Here is a 17,584-nt window from a genome sequence, read left to right on the forward strand (position 1 = left end):
CGTAGGCCAGCTCCTCTATATTATTTGGAGAACACATGTACGAAGCCTGCCTGGACCCATTTATATAAAGCTCGTATTCCTCCTCAACTGCAATCTTGTCTCTGCACCTCTCTGTTTTGCCCCCCCCCTGGAAACAAAGTATCTCCCGCTCCACTATCATTGAGACTTGTTGGTAAATGCTTGCTATATAACTGTTAAACCCCCTTTATCGCTACTAAGGCTTTTATATGGGTGAAAAGTTTTATCCAGGTAACAAAACTGTTACCACGATAAAACAATGAAGATATACGAGATACGCGACCATGCCCTGTCCAGCGGCAGGCTAGTTTACAGCATAAGGCAACTAGCAAAGGATCCATAGCGTTTACGCATGACACATTCATCATTGCCTCACAGCTCATAGAGCCGTCATACGTGTCAATGCACTCGGCCCTCTACCTAAGAGGCCTCATAGACCAGGTCTCAAGCACAGTGGAAGCAGTGACTACTAAGCGTCCAGCCTGGCTACGTGAGCTCGGTATAAGGTACAGGAAAATAAGTGGGAAACTCTTTTTCGGTTACGAGCGCCTAGCTAGGGCTAATAGCTACGTGTTCGTCGCTACTCCCGAAAAAGCTGTGCTAGACACTGTGTATTTCGGTGGGAGCCCAGACCCCAGCGTTTTGAACCAGCTTGACAAAGAGAAAATCCTCAAAATCTCGGAGGCATTCCTTGGCCTTCGGAGCTACCGCACCAAGAGAGTGGCGAGGTGGATAAAATGCTACGTGGAGAAGAAATAATAAAGATAGCCAGGCTGAGAAAGCTGGAGCCTTGGCAGGAGGAGAAAAGGTACCTCCAAGCACTAATATTTCCACAAACAAAGCAAGAGAGATACCTGAAGCTCTAAGGCTATTCGGAGCCGAAAGCACAGCGGAGGTACTAAAAGATGACATATACACATTGACTATACGTGTAGCTGTCAAGGGGCCGCTCTACAGGACAGAAAAAGACACCAGCTATGTACGCCTAGATATCAGCATAGGGAAAAACCATTGCTAAAACCTATAAGTGTCAGGCTGGACGAGCCCCTATATGGCATACCCATTGTATACCTTTGGGGCCTAGACCTAAAAGAGGCACTGGCAGAAAAGTTGAGGGCCTTCTACGTGAGGAAAAGCCCACGAGACCTCTACGACGCATGGTTCCTCATACACAGAGGCATCAGCATAGACTTGGGGCTACTTGAAGCAAAGCTACAGTTCTACAACCTCAGTTTTAGCACAGAAGAATTCTTCTCAGCAGTCACACAGATAGAAGACAGCTGGAGAGCAGAGATGGAACCGTTAATCATTGGCTCACTGCCCAGCATCTCAGAGGTCAAAAACACATTTTTACAGGTGCTCGGCAAATAAAAACCCGCGAAAAAATTCAATCACTTCCCCAAACATGTAGCAAACAGTTTTAATATGAGCTATGCGTAACCAGAAAACGTGTCAAGGCAACCTATCTTTATTCTACGTGACCCACTAAAATGCTCAGGCTGCAGGCTCTGCGAAGTTGCATGTAGCCTAAAACACGAGGGAACAGTCTGGCCAGAGGCAAGCAGAATAAGGGTATTCGAGTTCTTCCCAGGAGTAGACGTCCCACACCTCTGCACACAGTGCAGGGACTATCCATGCGTGAAGGCATGCAAGTACTCAGCCCTGAGGGTAGACGACTCTACTGGGGCAGTGCTAGTCGACGAGGAGAAATGCACGGGCTGTGGAGATTGTGTACGTGCATGCCCGGGAAAGGTCATGAGGCTACACCCGAAGACGAGAAAGGCACTTGTATGCGACCTCTGCGGGGGCGAGCCAGAATGCGTAAAGGCTTGCCAAGAAGCGGGCTACGGGGCCCTGAGGGTCGTGCCCTACCGGAGCGTATCCTTCAAGATATACTCTACCCTGCCCGAGGCCGTAGCACAAAGGCTCTACGAGACAATGTATGGTGGTGAGAAATGAACATACCCGGCTATAACGGGAAAATACTAGAGGTAGACCTCTCAAGAGACAAAGACAGGGTAATAGAGCTCGACGAAGAGACAGCCTACAAGTTCATAGGGGGCAGGGGCCTAGCTGCGTACATCCTCTGGAAAGAGCTCGGGCACAAGTGGGAACAAGTGGACCCGCTGGGGCCCGAAAACCTCCTACTATTCCTGACAGGCCCCCTGACCGGCTACTATCCAGGCGTAAAGCTCGCTGTCTCGGGCAAGTCTCCTCAGACAAACGGCGTCGTGGGCTCTGTAGTGTCAAGCGAGCTTGCAATCGAGCTACGGGCCGCAGGCTACGACGGCCTCATAGTAAAGGGAGCCTCGAAGGACCCCGTATACATCTATATAGAGGGAGAAAAGGTCGAGGTTAGGTCTGCAGAGCACCTATGGGGCCTCAGGGGCAGGGAAACGTTCCAGAAGCTCTTCAGCGAGGTCTGGGGCGAGCTCAAGAGGAAAAACCTTGCCCACGTGGGCTTGACAAAGGAGCCCTCCTTCGTCTACATAGGGCCAGCCGGAGAAAATATGGTCAGGACAGCCGCTGTAATGGCAAAGCTTACACATGCAGCGGGCTACGGCGGGTACGGGGCTGTAATGGGGTCCAAGAAGCTCAAGGCCGTGGTAGCCAAGGGCTTTGGGCCCATGCCGCCGGCCAAGCACCCAGAATGGGTAAAGCTACTGGTAAGGGAGGCGTGGAACAGGCTGAACCAGAACATTTTCTGGAAACAGTGGGGGACAAGCAGCGGTGGATACGAGGTAGCAAACCTTACGAGTAGCGAGCCGATAAGGAACTGGCAGGAAGAGTGGCACGATGCCAGGACAATGGGCGTAAACAACTATGAGGCACACTGGGTCAAGAGGTACTGGGGAGACTATGGCTGCCCATCAACATGTATGAAGATCTCGAGGCTAATCGGTGGGAAATACAATGGTACAGTTACGGACGGGCCGGACTACGAGCTACAGGCGTACCTAGGCCCCAACCTCGGCGTCTTCGAGCCTAGGGGAAACATATACCTCTCGAGCCTAGCAGACGACCTAGGCCTGTGCGGCATACAGACAGGAAACGTTGCCGGCTTCGCCGCCGAGCTATGCGAGAAGGGGATCCTCACAAGGGAAGAGGTAGGCTTCGACCTGAAATGGGGAGACACCGAGGCGTTCGCAAGGCTACTCGAGGCAATAGCCTACAGGAAGGGCATAGGAGATATACTAGCAGAGGGAGTAGCAAGGGCCGCAGACAAGCTGAGCAAATTAAAGGGACAAGACCTGTCGCGCTACGCCGTACACGTAAAGGGTATAGGCATAGGTGCCCACGGCGCGAGGAGCGGAAAAGACTTCCCACAGGCTTTTACCTATGCTGTAGGCGTACAGGGAGGAGACCACACAAGCCCGCCAAGGTTGCCAGTAGAGAAGGCTTGGGGCGAGTTCACAGCTGCATTTGAGGACTCCGCGGTCATATGCTCCTTCAACGCCGTAGACGACCTGCCATACCAATTCCTGACAGCAATAACAGGCTGGGAAATCTCTAGCGAAAAATGGTTCAGGGAGCACGCCAGGAGAATAGTTTCCCTCCAGAGAGTGTTACTCCTCCTCGGAGGGCCAGACCTCTATTGGGACCCCAGGATACACGACGACAACCCGCCCAGGTTCTACGAGCCACTTCCGTCTGGGCCATTCAAGGGCAAGGCAGTGGATAGGACAGAGCTCGAGAAACAGAAAAAAGAGTACTTCGACTACCTTGGCTGGGACCAGTACGGCATACCTCGGGACGAGACACTAAAAGAGCTCGGGATAAGCGAGCTCTCAGAGGCAACTAGGCGCATAAGGAACAGGCTAAAGCTAGAGTAGGGAATCAAGGATGTCCATGGGAGACGCTAGAGGAATGAAGATAGCAGTCGTAGCGCACTGCATACTAAACCAGAACACCGTGGCCCCAGGTCTAGCCAGCCACAAGGGAACAGTCGAATCACTAGTAAAGCTACTCGTAGACAAGGGATACGGCATAGTACAGCTACCCTGCCCAGAAGCAACATACCTAGGCATGAACCGCTGGTGGATGACCAAAAACCAGTACGACACACCAAACTACAGGGCACACTGCAGACACATCCTAGAGCCAACACTAACCCTACTCCAGGAGCTCACAGGCAAGGGCGCCCAGTACATCGTCATAGGCATAAAGGGAAGCCCCTCCTGCGGAATATACACAACAACCAAGGGCGAGTGGCGCGGCGACCCATCGACAGCAACAGGCACACAGACAACAAAGGCGAGCGAACCTGGCCTATTCATGGAGGAACTATTCGCACAGATCAAGTCGAAAGGAATAAAGGAGCCCACCAAGGTACTCGAAATAAGCCACGAAGAAATAAGCAAAAAAGGACTACCAAAAGAAATAGCCAACCAGCTGTAATTTTTCTTTCTACTAGTTAATCTCTTCTCCAAGGTTTTCTCATAAGATAAATTCTCTGCGTAGTATAGATTCAAACATGAAAACTTCTTCTATACAATCTTTTTTCTAATCCATTACCACACGAATAATGCGATTTCAAGAAAACACTTGGAAATGTTGTTTGATTTTTCAGACAATTTTTGGGTGCTATGGAGTTGGGCGTAAGAGCATTAGGGCGTATAGTGTTAAGAAGGATACTGTGGGGACGGTTATGTTGTCGTCTAGCCTTATTTTCCCGACGTATTCAAACTTTTCGACTATGCTTCCTAGGAGTGCCGAAAGTATTCCTGGTATGCCGAAGCCCATGACGATGGCCATTGCGGCTGAAACGATGAACATTGCTAGGTTGCCGCTCCAATGCTTCACCCTTCTCTTGAAGAGCTTGTTTCTGACTATGCCTGTGACCCCGTCTCCTACGGCCATTATGAGGAGTGGTAGGGCTGGGAAGAGGAAGGGGTTCTGGAAGCCTAGCTGTTTGCCCGCGTACCAGCCAAGGGCTGTGAATATGCCCCAGGCTATGCAGAAGTCGACCTCGTAGATGTTTTCGGGGTCCTGGAACCAGTACATCAGTTTGCCTGTCTTGTGTGGGAGGTATGTTAGGAGTGCGAGGACGAGTGCCATTATGAAGGGCATTAGTGGGGAGGAGAATATTGGTAGGTATGCTATAATTACCGATACTGCGCCTCCAGCAAGTATGTGTATGACTTTTCTAGCATAGTATATTGCTACGCGTTGGGGGTTTCCCCTTTTTACAAAGAAGTTGTAGGTGGCTTTGGCAATGACTGTTACAACGAACATTACCCATGCAAAGAGGCCTAGCGTCCAGAGTATTTCGCTGGTTGTGACCATGTGTAGGATTGCTTTGAGGTAGAATATAAATTTTTGTCGAAAGAAGATACGTTATTTGGCATAGTTTCTTATTTGTGGCTCAAAAACTTTGAACACAATTTACGTCGCAATGGCATTTAGGTGGCAAACGGTTTAAATATTTTTTGACAGTAAAGAAATACGTGAGCGAGGAAAGCATCCGTTTATCCACAGGTCTTTCTACGATCTACAGGAAGTGGATTCCCCAGGGAGACCCGAAGGCGATCATAGTTGGTGTACACGGCTTCGCAGAGCATACGGGCCGCTACCATAATCTTGGAAACTTTCTAGCACAAAACGGGTACGCGCTCTACATGTATGACTTACGGGGCCACGGCAAAAGCCAAGGAGAAAAAGGCTACATCGACAAATTCGAAAACTTTGTAGAAGACACCGTCGCATTTTTTGAGAGTGTTAAGACATTTTTCCCAAACAAGAAGGTATTCCTCCTTGGACACAGCATGGGCGGCCTCATAGCTGTTCATACCGCCAGCGTTCTAGGAGACAAAATAAACGGGCTGATAACGAGCGGCGCCGCTGTCCAGCTGGAGGCATCTACCAGGGACAGAATAATGGTCTCGTTGATGAGCAAGATGGCTCCAAAGTCTAGGGTGAAGTTGCCCGTTAAGGTTGAGTGCCTGTCAACGGATCCAGAGGTGGGCAAGAGGTACATTGAGGACCCCCTTGTACTAAAAGAGGTGACGATGAAGCTTCTATTCGAGTTTTCCCGCGGGGTCTTGGGTGCCAGGGATGCCATTCAAAAGATAAGGGTCCCGGCGCTTGTGATGCATGGGTCTAGGGACTGCCTTGTCCCTGTTGAGGCTTCTAAGATGCTTTTTGAGGGGCTAGGCGTACAGGACAAGACCCTAAAGATTTATGATGGTATGCTACACGAGATCTTCAACGAAGTTGAGAAGGAAAAAGTGTTCAGGGATCTGGCTGACTGGCTGAACAAGCATGTGTAAATCTCTTCTCATGAAAAAATCTTAAATCATTTTTCTTTGTTTCAGACACGTGTACACGGAAAAACTTGCCCAATTTTTGGGGGGTAAACCTAAGATTATCATGTGTATCTCTGTTTTCCACCTATTGCTTGGCCTTCTCGGCTTTGTATCTGGTATAATCTTTCTTACATGTTTTTCCTACAAAGTTGAAAACGCAATTATGGGAATAACTGCACTCCTAGCAAGTTTCTTTGGACTTGTCGTCGGGACAAGCCTCTTGATTGGCGGCTCGTGGGCATGGTGGCTAACATTTATCATCGAAGCCATGGTACTCATAGTCAGTGTTTCGACTATTCTCGTGGGAGACCTATGGGGCCTTCTCGGCGTATTATACTCTCTAGCTGTGTTTCTCATCCTCGCCAAGCGAGATATAAGGAGGTATTTTGGGGTAGAAAAGAAAAATTGATGACACGCTTGCCGAAAAGGTCTCGTTTACATTTAATTTGACTGCCATATTTGCAAAAAACATTTAGGGGAATAAAACGATTCTATTTTGTGAGCATATCTCGTCTAGATTTAAGGGGGACTATTAGCCCCCAGGACAAGGAAAAGAGCGACTTCCTGCTTATACCTATGGATGTCCCTTCTGGCGTAAAGTCCATCGTAATAGAGTACAGCTACAGGGCAAAAGACACTGGGGTATGCGAAATAGACATCGGCCTGTTTTCTCCTGGCAGGGTAGACTTCCCTGCTGAGCCAGAAGCCTTTAGGGGGTGGAGCGGGACAGCAAAAAAGAAGATAGTAGTTGGGGAACGCTATGCTACTCCTGGCTACCTTCCCGGCGAGGTAAAGCCTGGAACGTGGCACATTGTCCTTGGGCTTTACAAGGTTCCGTCATGTGGCTGCGACTACGCTATTTCCGTGGATATGAGGGGCTTCGAGGAGGAATATACATACAGGAGAACAACAAGCACATCCGTTCCGTATGGTGGAGTAAGGTGGTACAAGGGAGACCTTCACACGCACTCGGTTCACAGTGATGGGGATGCTGAGGTCTGGGAGATAGCTGAAAAGGCCCGCGAGAAGGGTCTAGACTTTGTCGCACTTACGGATCACAATACTATCAGCCACGTGCGGGAATGCCTGGAAATTGGGGGGCCGGTGAAAATCTTTCCCGGGATGGAGATAACCACGTATTATGGGCACATGAACCTGTTTGGTGTGCGGAAATGGATAGACTTCCGCGCGAGAACTGAGAGTGATATGACCAAGATAATAGAGCTGGCCGAGAAGTATGGCTACATCGCGTCAATCAATCACCCAAAGCCGGACTATCCTTGGCTGTTGGGGAACTGGGAAAAAGTCTGGGTGATGGAGGCTTGGCAGACAATGTGGGAGTACTTTAACTATCTCTCCCTGAGGAAGTACGTCGAGCTTCTTAGTAGCGGTAGAAACGTGGTCGCTATTGGTGGGAGCGATGCCCACAAGATAAGGCACGAGGAGGGGATCCCCAGGCTGGGCGAGCCGACAACATTGTTATACATGGAGAGCTTGACGGAGGAGGCATTCCTCGATGCGATCAGGCAGGGAAGAGTGGTAATAACAAGCGGGCCTAATGGACCCCTGATTGAGTACGAGGCCGAGGGCAACGGCAAACGGGCAGGCATAAAGACCACGAGGATAATAGCCAGAGCTGACAAGCTAAGAGTAAAGGTTGAGGGAGGCAACAACTCTCTACTCTTATTTCTTACAGCCAGGGGGCCAATCAAGGTCGACCTAATAGAAGACAACTTGTATACGAAAGATATACCAATAATGCTCACAACTGAAGATGTTTTCGCCCTGCCCCTACTCATGGACCCAGACTATCCCACCGACGACCCTCTGTCAGAAGAGGCAGTCGTCAAGGCAATGGCAAACCCACTCCTATTAAAGGAAACTCGTTAGAAAACAACCTTCCTATTTTGGTTTGGTAGACCAAGGGTATAAGTAAAGGGCCACGTTAACAACATTTTAGAGTAAATCTTTAGTAATAATGGAGTCAGGGTAAGTTATTTATCCTTGGTCTAATATGTATTACCAAAGGGTTAAACAAAAACTGAAAGTGGGCCCAAAGGGACAAATAATTATCCCAAGATATTTAGGGAAAAATATGGCATCAAAGAAAGCGGATACGTTATTGTAGAGGCAAGGGAAAACGAGCTAGCCATTTTGAGGGCTCCAAGTATTAATGAGGCACTTGTATGGGTAAGGCAGAGAAGAAGACGGCTCAAGGCAAAACAGGCTAAACTCGGGGATCTCGAAGAAGTAGACCTAATCTAACGTAATTAAATGCCGTAATATCCATTGTCCTTCTTGATATAGAAAAATGCTACTTTGAGTCATCTATCTAAGCTCTGGGCTTAGAGAAGAGTTTTTGAAGAGGCTTGGACATATTTGGCATTTTGTCGGGTCTATGTCCGGTACAAGAACACGGTGCACATTGCAGAAATACTTGTGGGACAAAAAGTAGAGCACAATGCGGTATATTTGTTCCTCTACTTGTTCCTTTGACATGCCCATAGATTTCTCGGCGAGTTGAGATATAAGCATGGTTACGTCCCTGTAGGGGGTTAGGTCGAGCATGTTGCCTCTTTGCCCAGCTATGTAACGGGTAACGAGCGAGGACGATATGCCGACGAGTTCTACTATTCTGCGCCTGTCTACGCCTCTTTTGTAGAGCTCGAGGACGAGCTGTCTCCTTATTGCGGGCTCGATGTACCGGTATGCAAGTTCAAATATGCTTCTCATGGCTAGAGTACCACTACTTTCTTTAGTATTTCGTCTCTGTTATTAAGAATTTCAGTGAAGTCTTCGACTATCTCCAGGATGCCTACTAGCTGTCCATTCGAATCGTTTACCCTAGAAACAATTACTCGGAGTATCCTGTCTCCCATCCTGGTCCAGAAGACCCTGTATCTCTCTTGGCCTCGCTCTAATATTTCGACGTTTAGTTTCACATAGTTTTCGAGCCTTGGTGGGTGGCAGAACTCTAGCCTCCTGCCAATAATTGTTTTCGCCCTGGGGAACCCTTCCGCTATCTCGCTCTTGGTGAAGAACCTGACTCGCCTGTTTGTGTCGGCAAAGGTTATCTCTAGTGGAAGAGCCTTGAATATTCCTTCCAATTCAACTTTGTCCAGGAAACCAGTCGACAGGTTTAGGTCTCCATCTCGGTTTACTTGATAATCGTCTGGCACCAGTTTTTCCGCGACGACTTGTCTGAATTCTTCGGGAACCCTTGCTAGCTGTTCATCTGTTATTACAGGCTTGATTTGGTAGGGCAGTACGGGCTCAACGTTAGGTTTCCAAGCATGTATGTCAGCATTCACAATGTAGCCGAATTCGCCGGCAATTTCGTGTATCGCAACCCACTCTCCTTCGCCAAGCAATGCCCAGAGTGCTGGGAATAGAATCTTGGCTTCTCGAAAAGCCAAGTCCTGTATTTCACGGGAGAGCTCTAAGAGGCGGCCAGCAACGTTTTTGTAGTCTAAAGCTTCTTTGCTCTTCAGCTTGGAATCGATCTCTGTTGACAATTCACGTAGCTTGCGGATTGCTTGGTCTTCTCTTCCCCAGAGGACTCTTGGAACAGCTATGATGCCCCTCCTCTCAAGGTAGGGAAAAACTATCATCTGGAGCTTCCTGTAATGTAACCTCAACTTTTTCAGGTCACCTAGAATCCTGTTAATATTTTCCAGAAGACCAGGAGCCCTGGCCTGATCTGCCGCCAATAGAGAGGAGGCATACATTCCAAGGATCTCGGCTCTCTTTGCAATCCAGTCGTTTTCCTTCATTAAGAGATCCAGTGGATGACCGCTAGGCACCCCTTGCAGTGTCCTTGTTTCGAGTGACTCCCTGAAAAGCTCTACATGTAGGTCGCACAGTTTGAGTATGTCGTTTACCGTTACAAGGCCTTCTCTTACTAGCTGTTGCTCCAGGAAAGGTATCTCGATGGGTGAAACCTGTCTAAGAAGATCTGAATATTGTTCCTTTAGCTCCTGGACACTTTTCCCCTCATGCAATAGCTTGATAATTCTTTTTAATGCCTCTATCTTTTCCAAATTTGTTGACACGTGTCATCGCCAAAATTAATGAATTAAAGTCAAAGATATAAAGTTGACGCAAGTCAACAACCGAGACAAGCGAAATACTTCAGCTTATAATGACGCTCCACAGAAGAGGAAGAAATAGGGGATCCCAAAAAACATGTTATTAAAAATATATGTATGAAAAACGATATTCAAAGATAGGAATATTAATACTTTTACATAATCATTTATATTGATTAATAACAAACAATATATTGTATGACCGATACAACCAGCAGAACCAGTTTAAGCCGCAGAGACTTCCTCAAGGCCGCTGGGATCGTCGGCGTAACAGCAACCATGTCCACACCTACACTTAGGCTTCTCAAGCCCCAAACACAGAGAACTGAAGCCCAGGGAGAGGAGAAGTGGGTTCCCACAATATGCATGATGTGTCCTGCCGCGTGCCAGCTATTGGCTAGGGTTAGAGACGGCAAGATTGAGAAGATCGAGGGTAATCCAAAGGGGCCAACAAACCTCGGCAAAATATGTGCGAGGGGCCAGTCTGCACTGTTTAGGACATATAACCCGGACAGGCTGAAAAAGCCGCTTATCAGGAACGACCCCGGACAGAGGGGCAGTTTCACCGGCTTCACGGAGGCAAGCTGGGACCAGGCGCTCGACGCAGTAGCTTCTCACTTGAAGAAGCTGATCTCTGAGGGAAGAATAAAGGAAGTTGCCATGATCGGGGGCTGGCCCCTCTGTGCCTACCATGAGCCTTTAATGAAGGCCTTTGCAGCAACAATTGGCACCCCCAATGCTATAGGAATACCCGGAGGGGCATGCTACTTCCCCAAAGCTTTCGGGTGGTCTACTGCTATCGGTGTAGGCGCCCACTCTCAGATTCTCACAGACTACGAAAACATAAAGTATCTCGTTGTTATAAGGAGAAACTTCTTTGGAAGCATCTCAGTGGTGCACGGGACACGGGCAGGCCAGAAAATAGGAAACTACAAGCTCGTAGTTGTTGACCCGCGTTTCAGCGAGACAGCCGCCAAAGCTGACCTCTGGCTCCCAATAAGGCCTGGAACAGACCCAGCCTTCCTACTGGCACTCATCAACGTCGTAATTTCTGAGGGCCTCTACGACGCAGACTTCCTGAGGAAGTTCACGAACGCCCCGATGCTCGTCGCCGAGGACGGCACCCCGCTGACCGCTGGTACTGAGGGCGGGAAGATCAAGTACCTCGTGTGGGATCTCGCCCAGAACAAGGCAGTCAAGCACGAAGAAGCTATACTGCCCGCCCTCGAGGGCGAGTTTACGGTTGGAGACAAGAAGGCGAAGCCCGTCTTCCAGCTCCTCAAGGAAAAAATAGCAGATTATACTCCAGAATGGGCAGAGAAAATAACCGGCATACCCGCCGCTACAATTAAGCAAGTCGGAATAGAGTTCGGAAAAACTAGGCCAGCCGCAGTGGACACTGGGTGGCACGACCCCAAGTATAAGAACAGCGTTATGACTTGGAGGGCAGCGGCTATCCTCAATGCCCTTGTTGGTGGCCTAATTAAGGACGGGATAATAATCACAGGTGTTGGTAGCACAGCTACACCTCCTTCAGACGTCAGCGAGGAAAGCGTAATGAGGATATGGGGGACAAAGCAGGGCGTAGCCATGGCCTCTAAGGGCTTTACTTTCCAGGGCTTCCTCGACGCCATCGAGAAGGGAGACCCCTACAAGATCTCGACTGTTTTTCTGTTTAATACAAACCTAGCTATGACAGGCCCCGACTCTACAAGGTGGAAGAATGCCTTCAAGAAACTGGAGAAGGTTATTGCTGTAGACATTTATCCAAACGATACTGTTCTATACGCCGACATAATACTCCCCGAGCATACTTTCCTTGAAAAGGATGATCTCCTTTTCGGAATGACTTATGCACCCGTGCTAGGCTTCCATACACGTGTCGCCGCCGTGCAACCACTCTACGACACACGACACATTATAGACATCGTCGTAGGCATAGTGAAACGTCTGGGCGAGGACTACTATAACAAGTTCTGGGTAAATTTCGCAAAAGAACTGGGAGCCGCTGACCCACAGGCAATGGGAGCAAAGCTCAAAGATGCATATGAGAAAGAAGGGGTAAAAGGCATACGCAAGGTACAAGCCTCGGCGAGGAACCTCGACGTAGCTAAGCTCGAGAGCGAGGGACTCATCGTTGTCAAGGACGCTGTGACGCTCCGCAAGGAAATGATACAGAAGACGCTAAACGGCCAGCTGTTGACCCCGTCTGGACGGATCGAGATATTTAGCTTCGCATTGAACAACATAAAGGCAAAGAAGGGCTACCAGCCGTACTGGGATCCCATAATTGCATGGGCAGAGCCAGAGGTATACGGCAAGGCCGACGGGAAGACAACTTTCTATGTGGTGTATGGACGTGTCCCCACCATGACGCACACGTCTACTGCCGACGAGCCGTTCCTGTCAGTGCTGACCCCCGAGTTTAAGAGGATGGCATGGATAAACAGGAGCGTTGCTGAGAGCCTGGGCATAAAGAGGGGCGACAAGATAAAGCTGATAAGTGTTGAGACGGGAGCCAGCGTGGAGGCTGTCGCCTTCCCGACAGACCTTGTCAGAGAAGACACTATTTGGGTCTCAAGCGACTTTGGCCACAAGAGCGAGGCACTGCACTTTACCAAGTTCGGTGTACCATACCATACTTTGACAGGTGTAAAGGCCGACCCCGTGGCGGGTGGAATCATGTCGCAGGAAGTTGTTGTTCGTGTTGAGAAGGCATGAGAGGTGAATGGGTATGGCTAGGTATGGAATGGTAATAGACCTGAACAAATGTGTCGGGTGTGGAGCCTGCGTGATGGCATGCATAGCCGAGAACCGCAGGGAGCAAGCATTCAAAGCTATCGCGGAAGGTCTGCCGGCTCTTGAGAACTTCAAGAAGAGAACCTACGTTAACACCTATATTGTGGGAACATACCCCAACGTAGCCGTCTACTATACCCACATGATTTGCCAGCACTGCGAGAACCCGCCTTGTGTCTCTGTATGTCCGACGGGTGCGAGCTACAAGACAAAGGACGGCATTGTTCTAGTAGACAAGACAAAATGTATTGGATGCGAGTACTGCGTCCAAGCGTGCCCGTACGGTGCCAGGTTCTGGGACCCATACTTGAGGTCGATAGACAAGTGCACGTTCTGCGAACACAGACTGGAGAAAGGTATGGATCCTGCATGTGTGACTACGTGTCCGACAGGCGCAAGGCTGTTTGGAGACCTCGACGACCCCAACAGTGCCATATCCAAGCTGGTCAACTCTGGCGCAACTACTGTATTCAAGAAGGAGGAGGGGACAAAGCCGAAGGTGTTTTATATTCTTCCCATGAGGAAGAGGTGAGGATGAATGATAGAGCCGCAACACGCTTGGGATATTAAAATAGTGCTAGACTTGACGTTTGGAGGAATTGGTGTAGCAACCTTCATCATAGCTTTCCTCTACTACCTAAAGGGAGAGAAGGAATTCAACATCAAGGCGGCCCTCGCGGGCATGGTATCCCTGCTACTTGGTCTACTCGTACTGATAACACACCTCGGCAAGCCCGAGGCCGCGTTCTACACCATGCTTACACCGAACCTTGGCTCAGTTATGACGTGGGGCGTATTCTTCAACGTTTTTGCACTGCTTTTCGGGGGGCTCTTCGCTCTACCCGGACTCCTAAAGCTACCCTACGCTGCTAACGAGAAGATTATGAAGATCCTAGGAACACTAGGCTCTATATTCTCATTCCTCGTCATGACCTATACTGGTACACTGCTTGCCCGTAGCTCTATCCACTTGTGGAGGAGTCCAGCTACACCACTGCTCTTCCTCCTCGTAGCCCTCTCCAGCGGAGTAGGCCTCTATGCACTGGTAGCCTATATTCTTAAGAAGGATGTGCCGGGCGAGCTCGTCAACTTCTCGATGATCACAACCCTCTTGGCATTCGTAACTATGACGCTCTACTTCGCACTGGCAAACATCTCGACTGAGGCTTTCAGGTTCTCCGTTGAGCTAATGTTGACCGAGTACATGTGGGCAACACTCCTGCTGTACCTGCTGGGCTTCATTGGACCCTTCGCTGTGTACTTCTACAACAAGAAGAAGCCTTCAAAGACAAACCTCCTCATACTTGCAGTCCTACTCATCCTGCAAAGCTTCCTAGCACGGTATCTCCTTGTATACGCCGGCGCAATGGAGCTACCCTGGTGAAAATAAATTAAATATTTTTTCTTTTTCCTTTCTATTTGGAGAGGTAGTCAAAATTGTTAAGTCCAAAGATTTTTGAGGAGAGAGCACTACTGTACAAGGTTCTGAGCCTGGCCCTCTATACTCCGAGCGACCTCGAATCCCAAAACGAGCTAAAAACACTGTTGCCAGCCGTCAGACAAGTCTCTTTAGTCAAGATGGATCCCGAGACAATAGACAAATTTGTAGACGCATGGATAACTGCCTGGGACAGTCCTCAAGGAGACCTGAAAGAAGAGTATACCCGGCTCTTCGTGAACGACTACCCAGAGCTCAAGTGTCCCCCCTTCGAGACATACTGGGCGACCGGTGAGAGAACGATCTATGGCCACAACTATGACTCGCTTCTAAGGATTTACCGCGAAGCCGGCCTAGACAGAGCCCCAGACGTCGGCTTACCCCTGGAGCATGTAGCCCTAGAGCTCGAACTAATGTACTACCTCGTCGCGTCTAGTACCCGGCAACCAGAGTATCTATGCCTCCAAGAGAAGCTTTTCCGGGAACACATTGAAAAGTGGGCTGATGGATATTCGAGGTGCCTCGAGGAAAACGCTAAGCTAGAAAATTATAGAGCTACGGCTAGGCTACTACGGGAATTTGTAGCCTCGGAACGGGCCTTTTTTGAGGAGCCCAAGTTTTGCGTGTAGAACAATTGATTTTTTATTTTTTGTAGCGTGTGGAGGCTCTAAGAGAGCTCAAGACTAAAATTGTACTTGGCATAGGAGCCACGCGAGGTGCATGATAGATTCTTCAGTATGCCGAGCGCGCGCATGGAATTCTTCATGCTCTATAGTAATGAAGTAGACAAGTTTAAAAATCGGTTTCTCACTTGGACCCAGAATTCCTATGTCAGATGCTAGCGAAGGGCTATACAGGGCTATTGTCGACGGCGATGATAAGCTCGCTTCTGATGCTACCCAAAAGCTATTGAAAGAGGGGCTGTCTCCCAGAGAAATAATCTCAAACATACTTGTTCCAGCGATGAGACGCGTGGGGGAGCTCTACGAGAAGGGCGAATACTTTATCCCCGAGTTGGTCGCGTCGGCTGAGGCTTTTAGAGCTAGCATGGATGTTCTAAGGCCACACATCAAGGGGTCATCTGATGTTCCGGTTACGGGTGTAGCTGTGTTTGGCACTGTGAGGGGAGACATACACGAGCTTGGCAAGAATCTGGCAGCGGCTGTCTTCGAGGCTGAGGGCTTCCAGGTGATAGATCTTGGCGTTGATGTGCCTCCGGAGAGGTTCGCAGAGGCCGCCGAGAAGTATAACGCGGACGTTGTCGGGATGAGTGCGCTCATGACTACTACGATGCTTGAGCAGAGAAACGTTATAGAAGAGCTTAAGAAGAGGGGTATTAGAGAAAAGGTCATTGTAATAGCTGGGGGTGCGCCTGTAACTGAGGAATGGGTAAGAGAGATAGGCGCAGATGTCTGGGGTAGGGACGCGTTCGAGTCTGTCCGGATAGTAAAAGAGATGCTTGCAAAGAGGAGGGGTGGAGCTAGATGAAGCCAAACCTATCCCTACTTAGCAGGGATGAGGCAGAAGAAATACATTCAGAGGCACTCAGGGTTCTGGGCACCGTTGGAGTGTTCTTCGAAGATAAAAGCGTAGAAGAGATAGTTGTCAAGGCAGGTGGTGCCAGGAAGGATGGAAGGGTTGTTTTGCCTGAGAGCCTTGTCGAGGATTCGCTGAAGACGGTGCCAAGGAGGATAAGGCTTTATGACCGAGAAGGAAACCTTGTAGGAGTCCTTGGAGAGGGGGCGAGGATCTTTGACCCAGGGTCTGCGGCGATCCGTATCCTTGACTACGGATCGTCGGAGCCTAGAAACCCTACCCTTATAGACCTAAAGAATCTTGTAACCCTTGTCGATGCATTGCCCGGCTTGAGGGCTCAGAGCACTGCCCTTGTGCCTTCAGACGTACCAGTAGAAGTGAGAGATGCTGTTAGGCTGTACGTTGTCCTAAAGTATTCCACGAAGCCCGTGGTTACTGGCGCATTTACGGTAGAAAACCTCCCGTTAATGGTAGATATGCTTGCAAGCATAAGGGAAGACTACGCAGAAAAGCCCTTCGCAATATTTGATGTATGCCCCACACCTCCCCTGTCCTGGAGCACCGTGACGTCGAGGAACCTTGTAGACCTTGCTAGGCTAAACGTTCCAGCCGAGCTCATATCGATGCCGGGTCTAGGCGCGACATCACCTGTGACAATATATGGCGCATTGGTACAGCACCACGCAGAGAACCTGAGCGGGATAGTTATATCCCAGGCAGTCCGACCAGGAGCACCGATAATATACGGTGGTAGCCCCACGATGATTCACCCATACTATGGGACAGCATCTATAACTTCTCCGGAAGCTGTCCTCATAAGTCTCGGCTATAGAGACGTTGCGAGGCTCTTCGACCTACCTACACATACATACATGGCTTTGAGCGACTCTAAGCTGGTCGACTACCAGGCGGGGGCAGAGACGACGTATACTGCTGTTGTCGCGGCGATGGCGGGCTTCGACATAGTGTCAGGAGCCGGGATGCTTGAGTATGAAAGCGTGCAGTCTCTAGAAAAACTTGTCCTGGACAGTGAAGCAATATTAGTTGCAGATAGACTCGCGAGGGGCTTCGAAAAAGACAATATAGCCTTGCAGGTCTTAGGAGAAGGCGTGCTAGATAAGAGGGGAAACTTCTTGGCGCTCAAGCATACGAGGCAGAACTACAGGAAGGAGATATACATTCCAAGTATATGGGATCTAGAGCCCAGAACAAAAACTAAGGGAGTAAGCCTACTTGAGAAGGCACATGCAAAAGTCCAAGAAATCCTCGCAAAGCATACCCCCAAGGGGCTAGAAGGAGACCAGCTCGAAAGGCTCGACAATGTTCTAGCAAGGCTCTACGAGCTTCACAATTTAAAGCCTGTGAAATCGATCATATAGGGAACTGTACCCTTTTTGTTG

The 17,584-nt window shown here is 49.4% G+C and carries 18 protein-coding genes; 15 read left to right on the top strand and 3 right to left on the bottom strand.

What is annotated here, in order from left to right:
* Positions 1 to 414: 414 nt before the first annotated feature.
* The 6 genes from QXT17_RS02470 (at position 415) to QXT17_RS02495 (ending at position 4,416) form a co-directional block, all read left to right on the top strand.
* Complete coding sequence (locus tag QXT17_RS02470) at positions 415 to 777, top strand: hypothetical protein (RefSeq protein WP_020963347.1); 363 nt, start codon at positions 415 to 417, stop codon at positions 775 to 777.
* 31 nt (positions 778 to 808) lie between these two features.
* Positions 809 to 1,036 carry a hypothetical protein gene (locus QXT17_RS02475; protein WP_020963346.1) on the top strand — a complete coding sequence of 76 codons (228 nt, stop codon included), beginning with the start codon at positions 809 to 811 and terminating at the stop codon, positions 1,034 to 1,036.
* The gene (locus QXT17_RS02480) at positions 1,030 to 1,389 is read left to right on the top strand and encodes a nucleotidyl transferase AbiEii/AbiGii toxin family protein (RefSeq protein ID WP_020963345.1); all 360 of its coding nucleotides are present in this window, start codon (positions 1,030 to 1,032) and stop codon (positions 1,387 to 1,389) included. The genes QXT17_RS02475 and QXT17_RS02480 overlap by 7 nt, the downstream gene beginning before the upstream one ends.
* 78 nt (positions 1,390 to 1,467) lie before the next feature.
* Entirely contained in the window at positions 1,468 to 1,977 is a 510-nt protein-coding gene (locus tag QXT17_RS02485) for a 4Fe-4S dicluster domain-containing protein (RefSeq protein ID WP_020963344.1), read from the top strand.
* Positions 1,974 to 3,851, top strand: coding sequence for an aldehyde ferredoxin oxidoreductase family protein (locus QXT17_RS02490; RefSeq protein WP_020963343.1), 1,878 nt, complete (start codon positions 1,974 to 1,976; stop codon positions 3,849 to 3,851). The genes QXT17_RS02485 and QXT17_RS02490 overlap by 4 nt, the downstream gene beginning before the upstream one ends.
* Positions 3,852 to 3,861: 10 nt before the next feature.
* Positions 3,862 to 4,416 (top strand): CD3072 family TudS-related putative desulfidase, encoded by a 555-nt coding sequence (locus QXT17_RS02495; RefSeq protein WP_148682171.1) that lies wholly within the window; start codon positions 3,862 to 3,864, stop codon positions 4,414 to 4,416.
* A gap of 186 nt (positions 4,417 to 4,602) precedes the next feature.
* On the opposite strand, the gene QXT17_RS02500 is transcribed toward QXT17_RS02495, so the two are convergent.
* Positions 4,603 to 5,304 carry a hypothetical protein gene (locus QXT17_RS02500; protein WP_020963341.1) on the bottom strand — a complete coding sequence of 234 codons (702 nt, stop codon included), beginning with the start codon at positions 5,302 to 5,304 and terminating at the stop codon, positions 4,603 to 4,605.
* Between the two features lie 161 nt (positions 5,305 to 5,465).
* On the opposite strand from QXT17_RS02500, the gene QXT17_RS02505 reads away from it, so the two are divergent.
* From QXT17_RS02505 to QXT17_RS02515, 3 genes are all read left to right on the top strand, one after another.
* The gene (locus tag QXT17_RS02505; RefSeq protein WP_020963340.1) at positions 5,466 to 6,287 is read left to right on the top strand and encodes an alpha/beta hydrolase; all 822 of its coding nucleotides are present in this window, start codon (positions 5,466 to 5,468) and stop codon (positions 6,285 to 6,287) included.
* A 100-nt stretch (positions 6,288 to 6,387) separates the two neighbouring features.
* Positions 6,388 to 6,732 carry a hypothetical protein gene (locus QXT17_RS02510; protein ID WP_052885576.1) on the top strand — a complete coding sequence of 115 codons (345 nt, stop codon included), beginning with the start codon at positions 6,388 to 6,390 and terminating at the stop codon, positions 6,730 to 6,732.
* Between the two features lie 89 nt (positions 6,733 to 6,821).
* Positions 6,822 to 8,213, top strand: coding sequence for a CehA/McbA family metallohydrolase (locus tag QXT17_RS02515; RefSeq protein ID WP_020963338.1), 1,392 nt, complete (start codon positions 6,822 to 6,824; stop codon positions 8,211 to 8,213).
* A gap of 438 nt (positions 8,214 to 8,651) precedes the next feature.
* Here QXT17_RS02515 and QXT17_RS02520 read toward each other — a convergent pair whose 3' ends face one another.
* Positions 8,652 to 9,056, bottom strand: a complete 405-nt coding sequence (locus tag QXT17_RS02520) for a transcriptional regulator (protein ID WP_342783053.1) — start codon at positions 9,054 to 9,056, stop codon at positions 8,652 to 8,654.
* Between the two features lie 2 nt (positions 9,057 to 9,058).
* Complete coding sequence (locus QXT17_RS02525; protein WP_052886746.1) at positions 9,059 to 10,375, bottom strand: DUF438 domain-containing protein; 1,317 nt, start codon at positions 10,373 to 10,375, stop codon at positions 9,059 to 9,061.
* Between the two features lie 234 nt (positions 10,376 to 10,609).
* On the opposite strand from QXT17_RS02525, the gene QXT17_RS02530 reads away from it, so the two are divergent.
* From QXT17_RS02530 to QXT17_RS02555, 6 genes are all read left to right on the top strand, one after another.
* Positions 10,610 to 13,132, top strand: coding sequence for a molybdopterin-dependent oxidoreductase (locus QXT17_RS02530; protein ID WP_052886745.1), 2,523 nt, complete (start codon positions 10,610 to 10,612; stop codon positions 13,130 to 13,132).
* Positions 13,133 to 13,145: 13 nt separating this feature from the next.
* Positions 13,146 to 13,742, top strand: coding sequence for a 4Fe-4S dicluster domain-containing protein (locus tag QXT17_RS02535; protein WP_052887335.1), 597 nt, complete (start codon positions 13,146 to 13,148; stop codon positions 13,740 to 13,742).
* Between the two features lie 6 nt (positions 13,743 to 13,748).
* Positions 13,749 to 14,594, top strand: coding sequence for an NrfD/PsrC family molybdoenzyme membrane anchor subunit (gene nrfD / locus QXT17_RS02540; protein WP_052886744.1), 846 nt, complete (start codon positions 13,749 to 13,751; stop codon positions 14,592 to 14,594).
* 53 nt (positions 14,595 to 14,647) lie between these two features.
* Positions 14,648 to 15,277, top strand: a complete 630-nt coding sequence (locus tag QXT17_RS02545) for a molecular chaperone (protein ID WP_052886743.1) — start codon at positions 14,648 to 14,650, stop codon at positions 15,275 to 15,277.
* A 199-nt stretch (positions 15,278 to 15,476) separates the two neighbouring features.
* Positions 15,477 to 16,136 (top strand): B12-binding domain-containing protein, encoded by a 660-nt coding sequence (locus QXT17_RS02550; protein WP_052886742.1) that lies wholly within the window; start codon positions 15,477 to 15,479, stop codon positions 16,134 to 16,136.
* Complete coding sequence (locus tag QXT17_RS02555) at positions 16,133 to 17,563, top strand: trimethylamine methyltransferase family protein (RefSeq protein WP_052886741.1); 1,431 nt, start codon at positions 16,133 to 16,135, stop codon at positions 17,561 to 17,563. Before QXT17_RS02550 ends, QXT17_RS02555 begins: the two co-directional genes overlap by 4 nt.
* The last annotated feature ends 21 nt before the right edge of the window (positions 17,564 to 17,584 follow it).

The sequence above is a fragment of the Thermofilum sp. genome, assembly GCF_038871435.1.
GTDB classification, from domain to species: Archaea; Thermoproteota; Thermoprotei; order Thermofilales; family Thermofilaceae; genus Thermofilum; species Thermofilum adornatum.

Bases quoted from the DNA above. Each gene is read 5' to 3' on its own strand.
- QXT17_RS02490 (WP_020963343.1), top strand. From the start codon at position 1,974: ATGAACATACCCGGCTATAACGGGAAAATACTAGAGGTAGACCTCTCA.
- QXT17_RS02495 (WP_148682171.1), top strand. From the start codon at position 3,862: ATGTCCATGGGAGACGCTAGAGGAATGAAGATAGCAGTCGTAGCGCAC.
- QXT17_RS02500 (WP_020963341.1), bottom strand. From the start codon at position 5,304: ATGGTCACAACCAGCGAAATACTCTGGACGCTAGGCCTCTTTGCATGG.
- QXT17_RS02510 (WP_052885576.1), top strand. From the start codon at position 6,388: ATGTGTATCTCTGTTTTCCACCTATTGCTTGGCCTTCTCGGCTTTGTA.
- QXT17_RS02520 (WP_342783053.1), bottom strand. From the start codon at position 9,056: ATGAGAAGCATATTTGAACTTGCATACCGGTACATCGAGCCCGCAATA.
- QXT17_RS02530 (WP_052886745.1), top strand. From the start codon at position 10,610: ATGACCGATACAACCAGCAGAACCAGTTTAAGCCGCAGAGACTTCCTC.
- QXT17_RS02535 (WP_052887335.1), top strand. From the start codon at position 13,146: ATGGCTAGGTATGGAATGGTAATAGACCTGAACAAATGTGTCGGGTGT.
- nrfD (WP_052886744.1), top strand. From the start codon at position 13,749: ATGATAGAGCCGCAACACGCTTGGGATATTAAAATAGTGCTAGACTTG.
- QXT17_RS02550 (WP_052886742.1), top strand. From the start codon at position 15,477: ATGTCAGATGCTAGCGAAGGGCTATACAGGGCTATTGTCGACGGCGAT.
- QXT17_RS02555 (WP_052886741.1), top strand. From the start codon at position 16,133: ATGAAGCCAAACCTATCCCTACTTAGCAGGGATGAGGCAGAAGAAATA.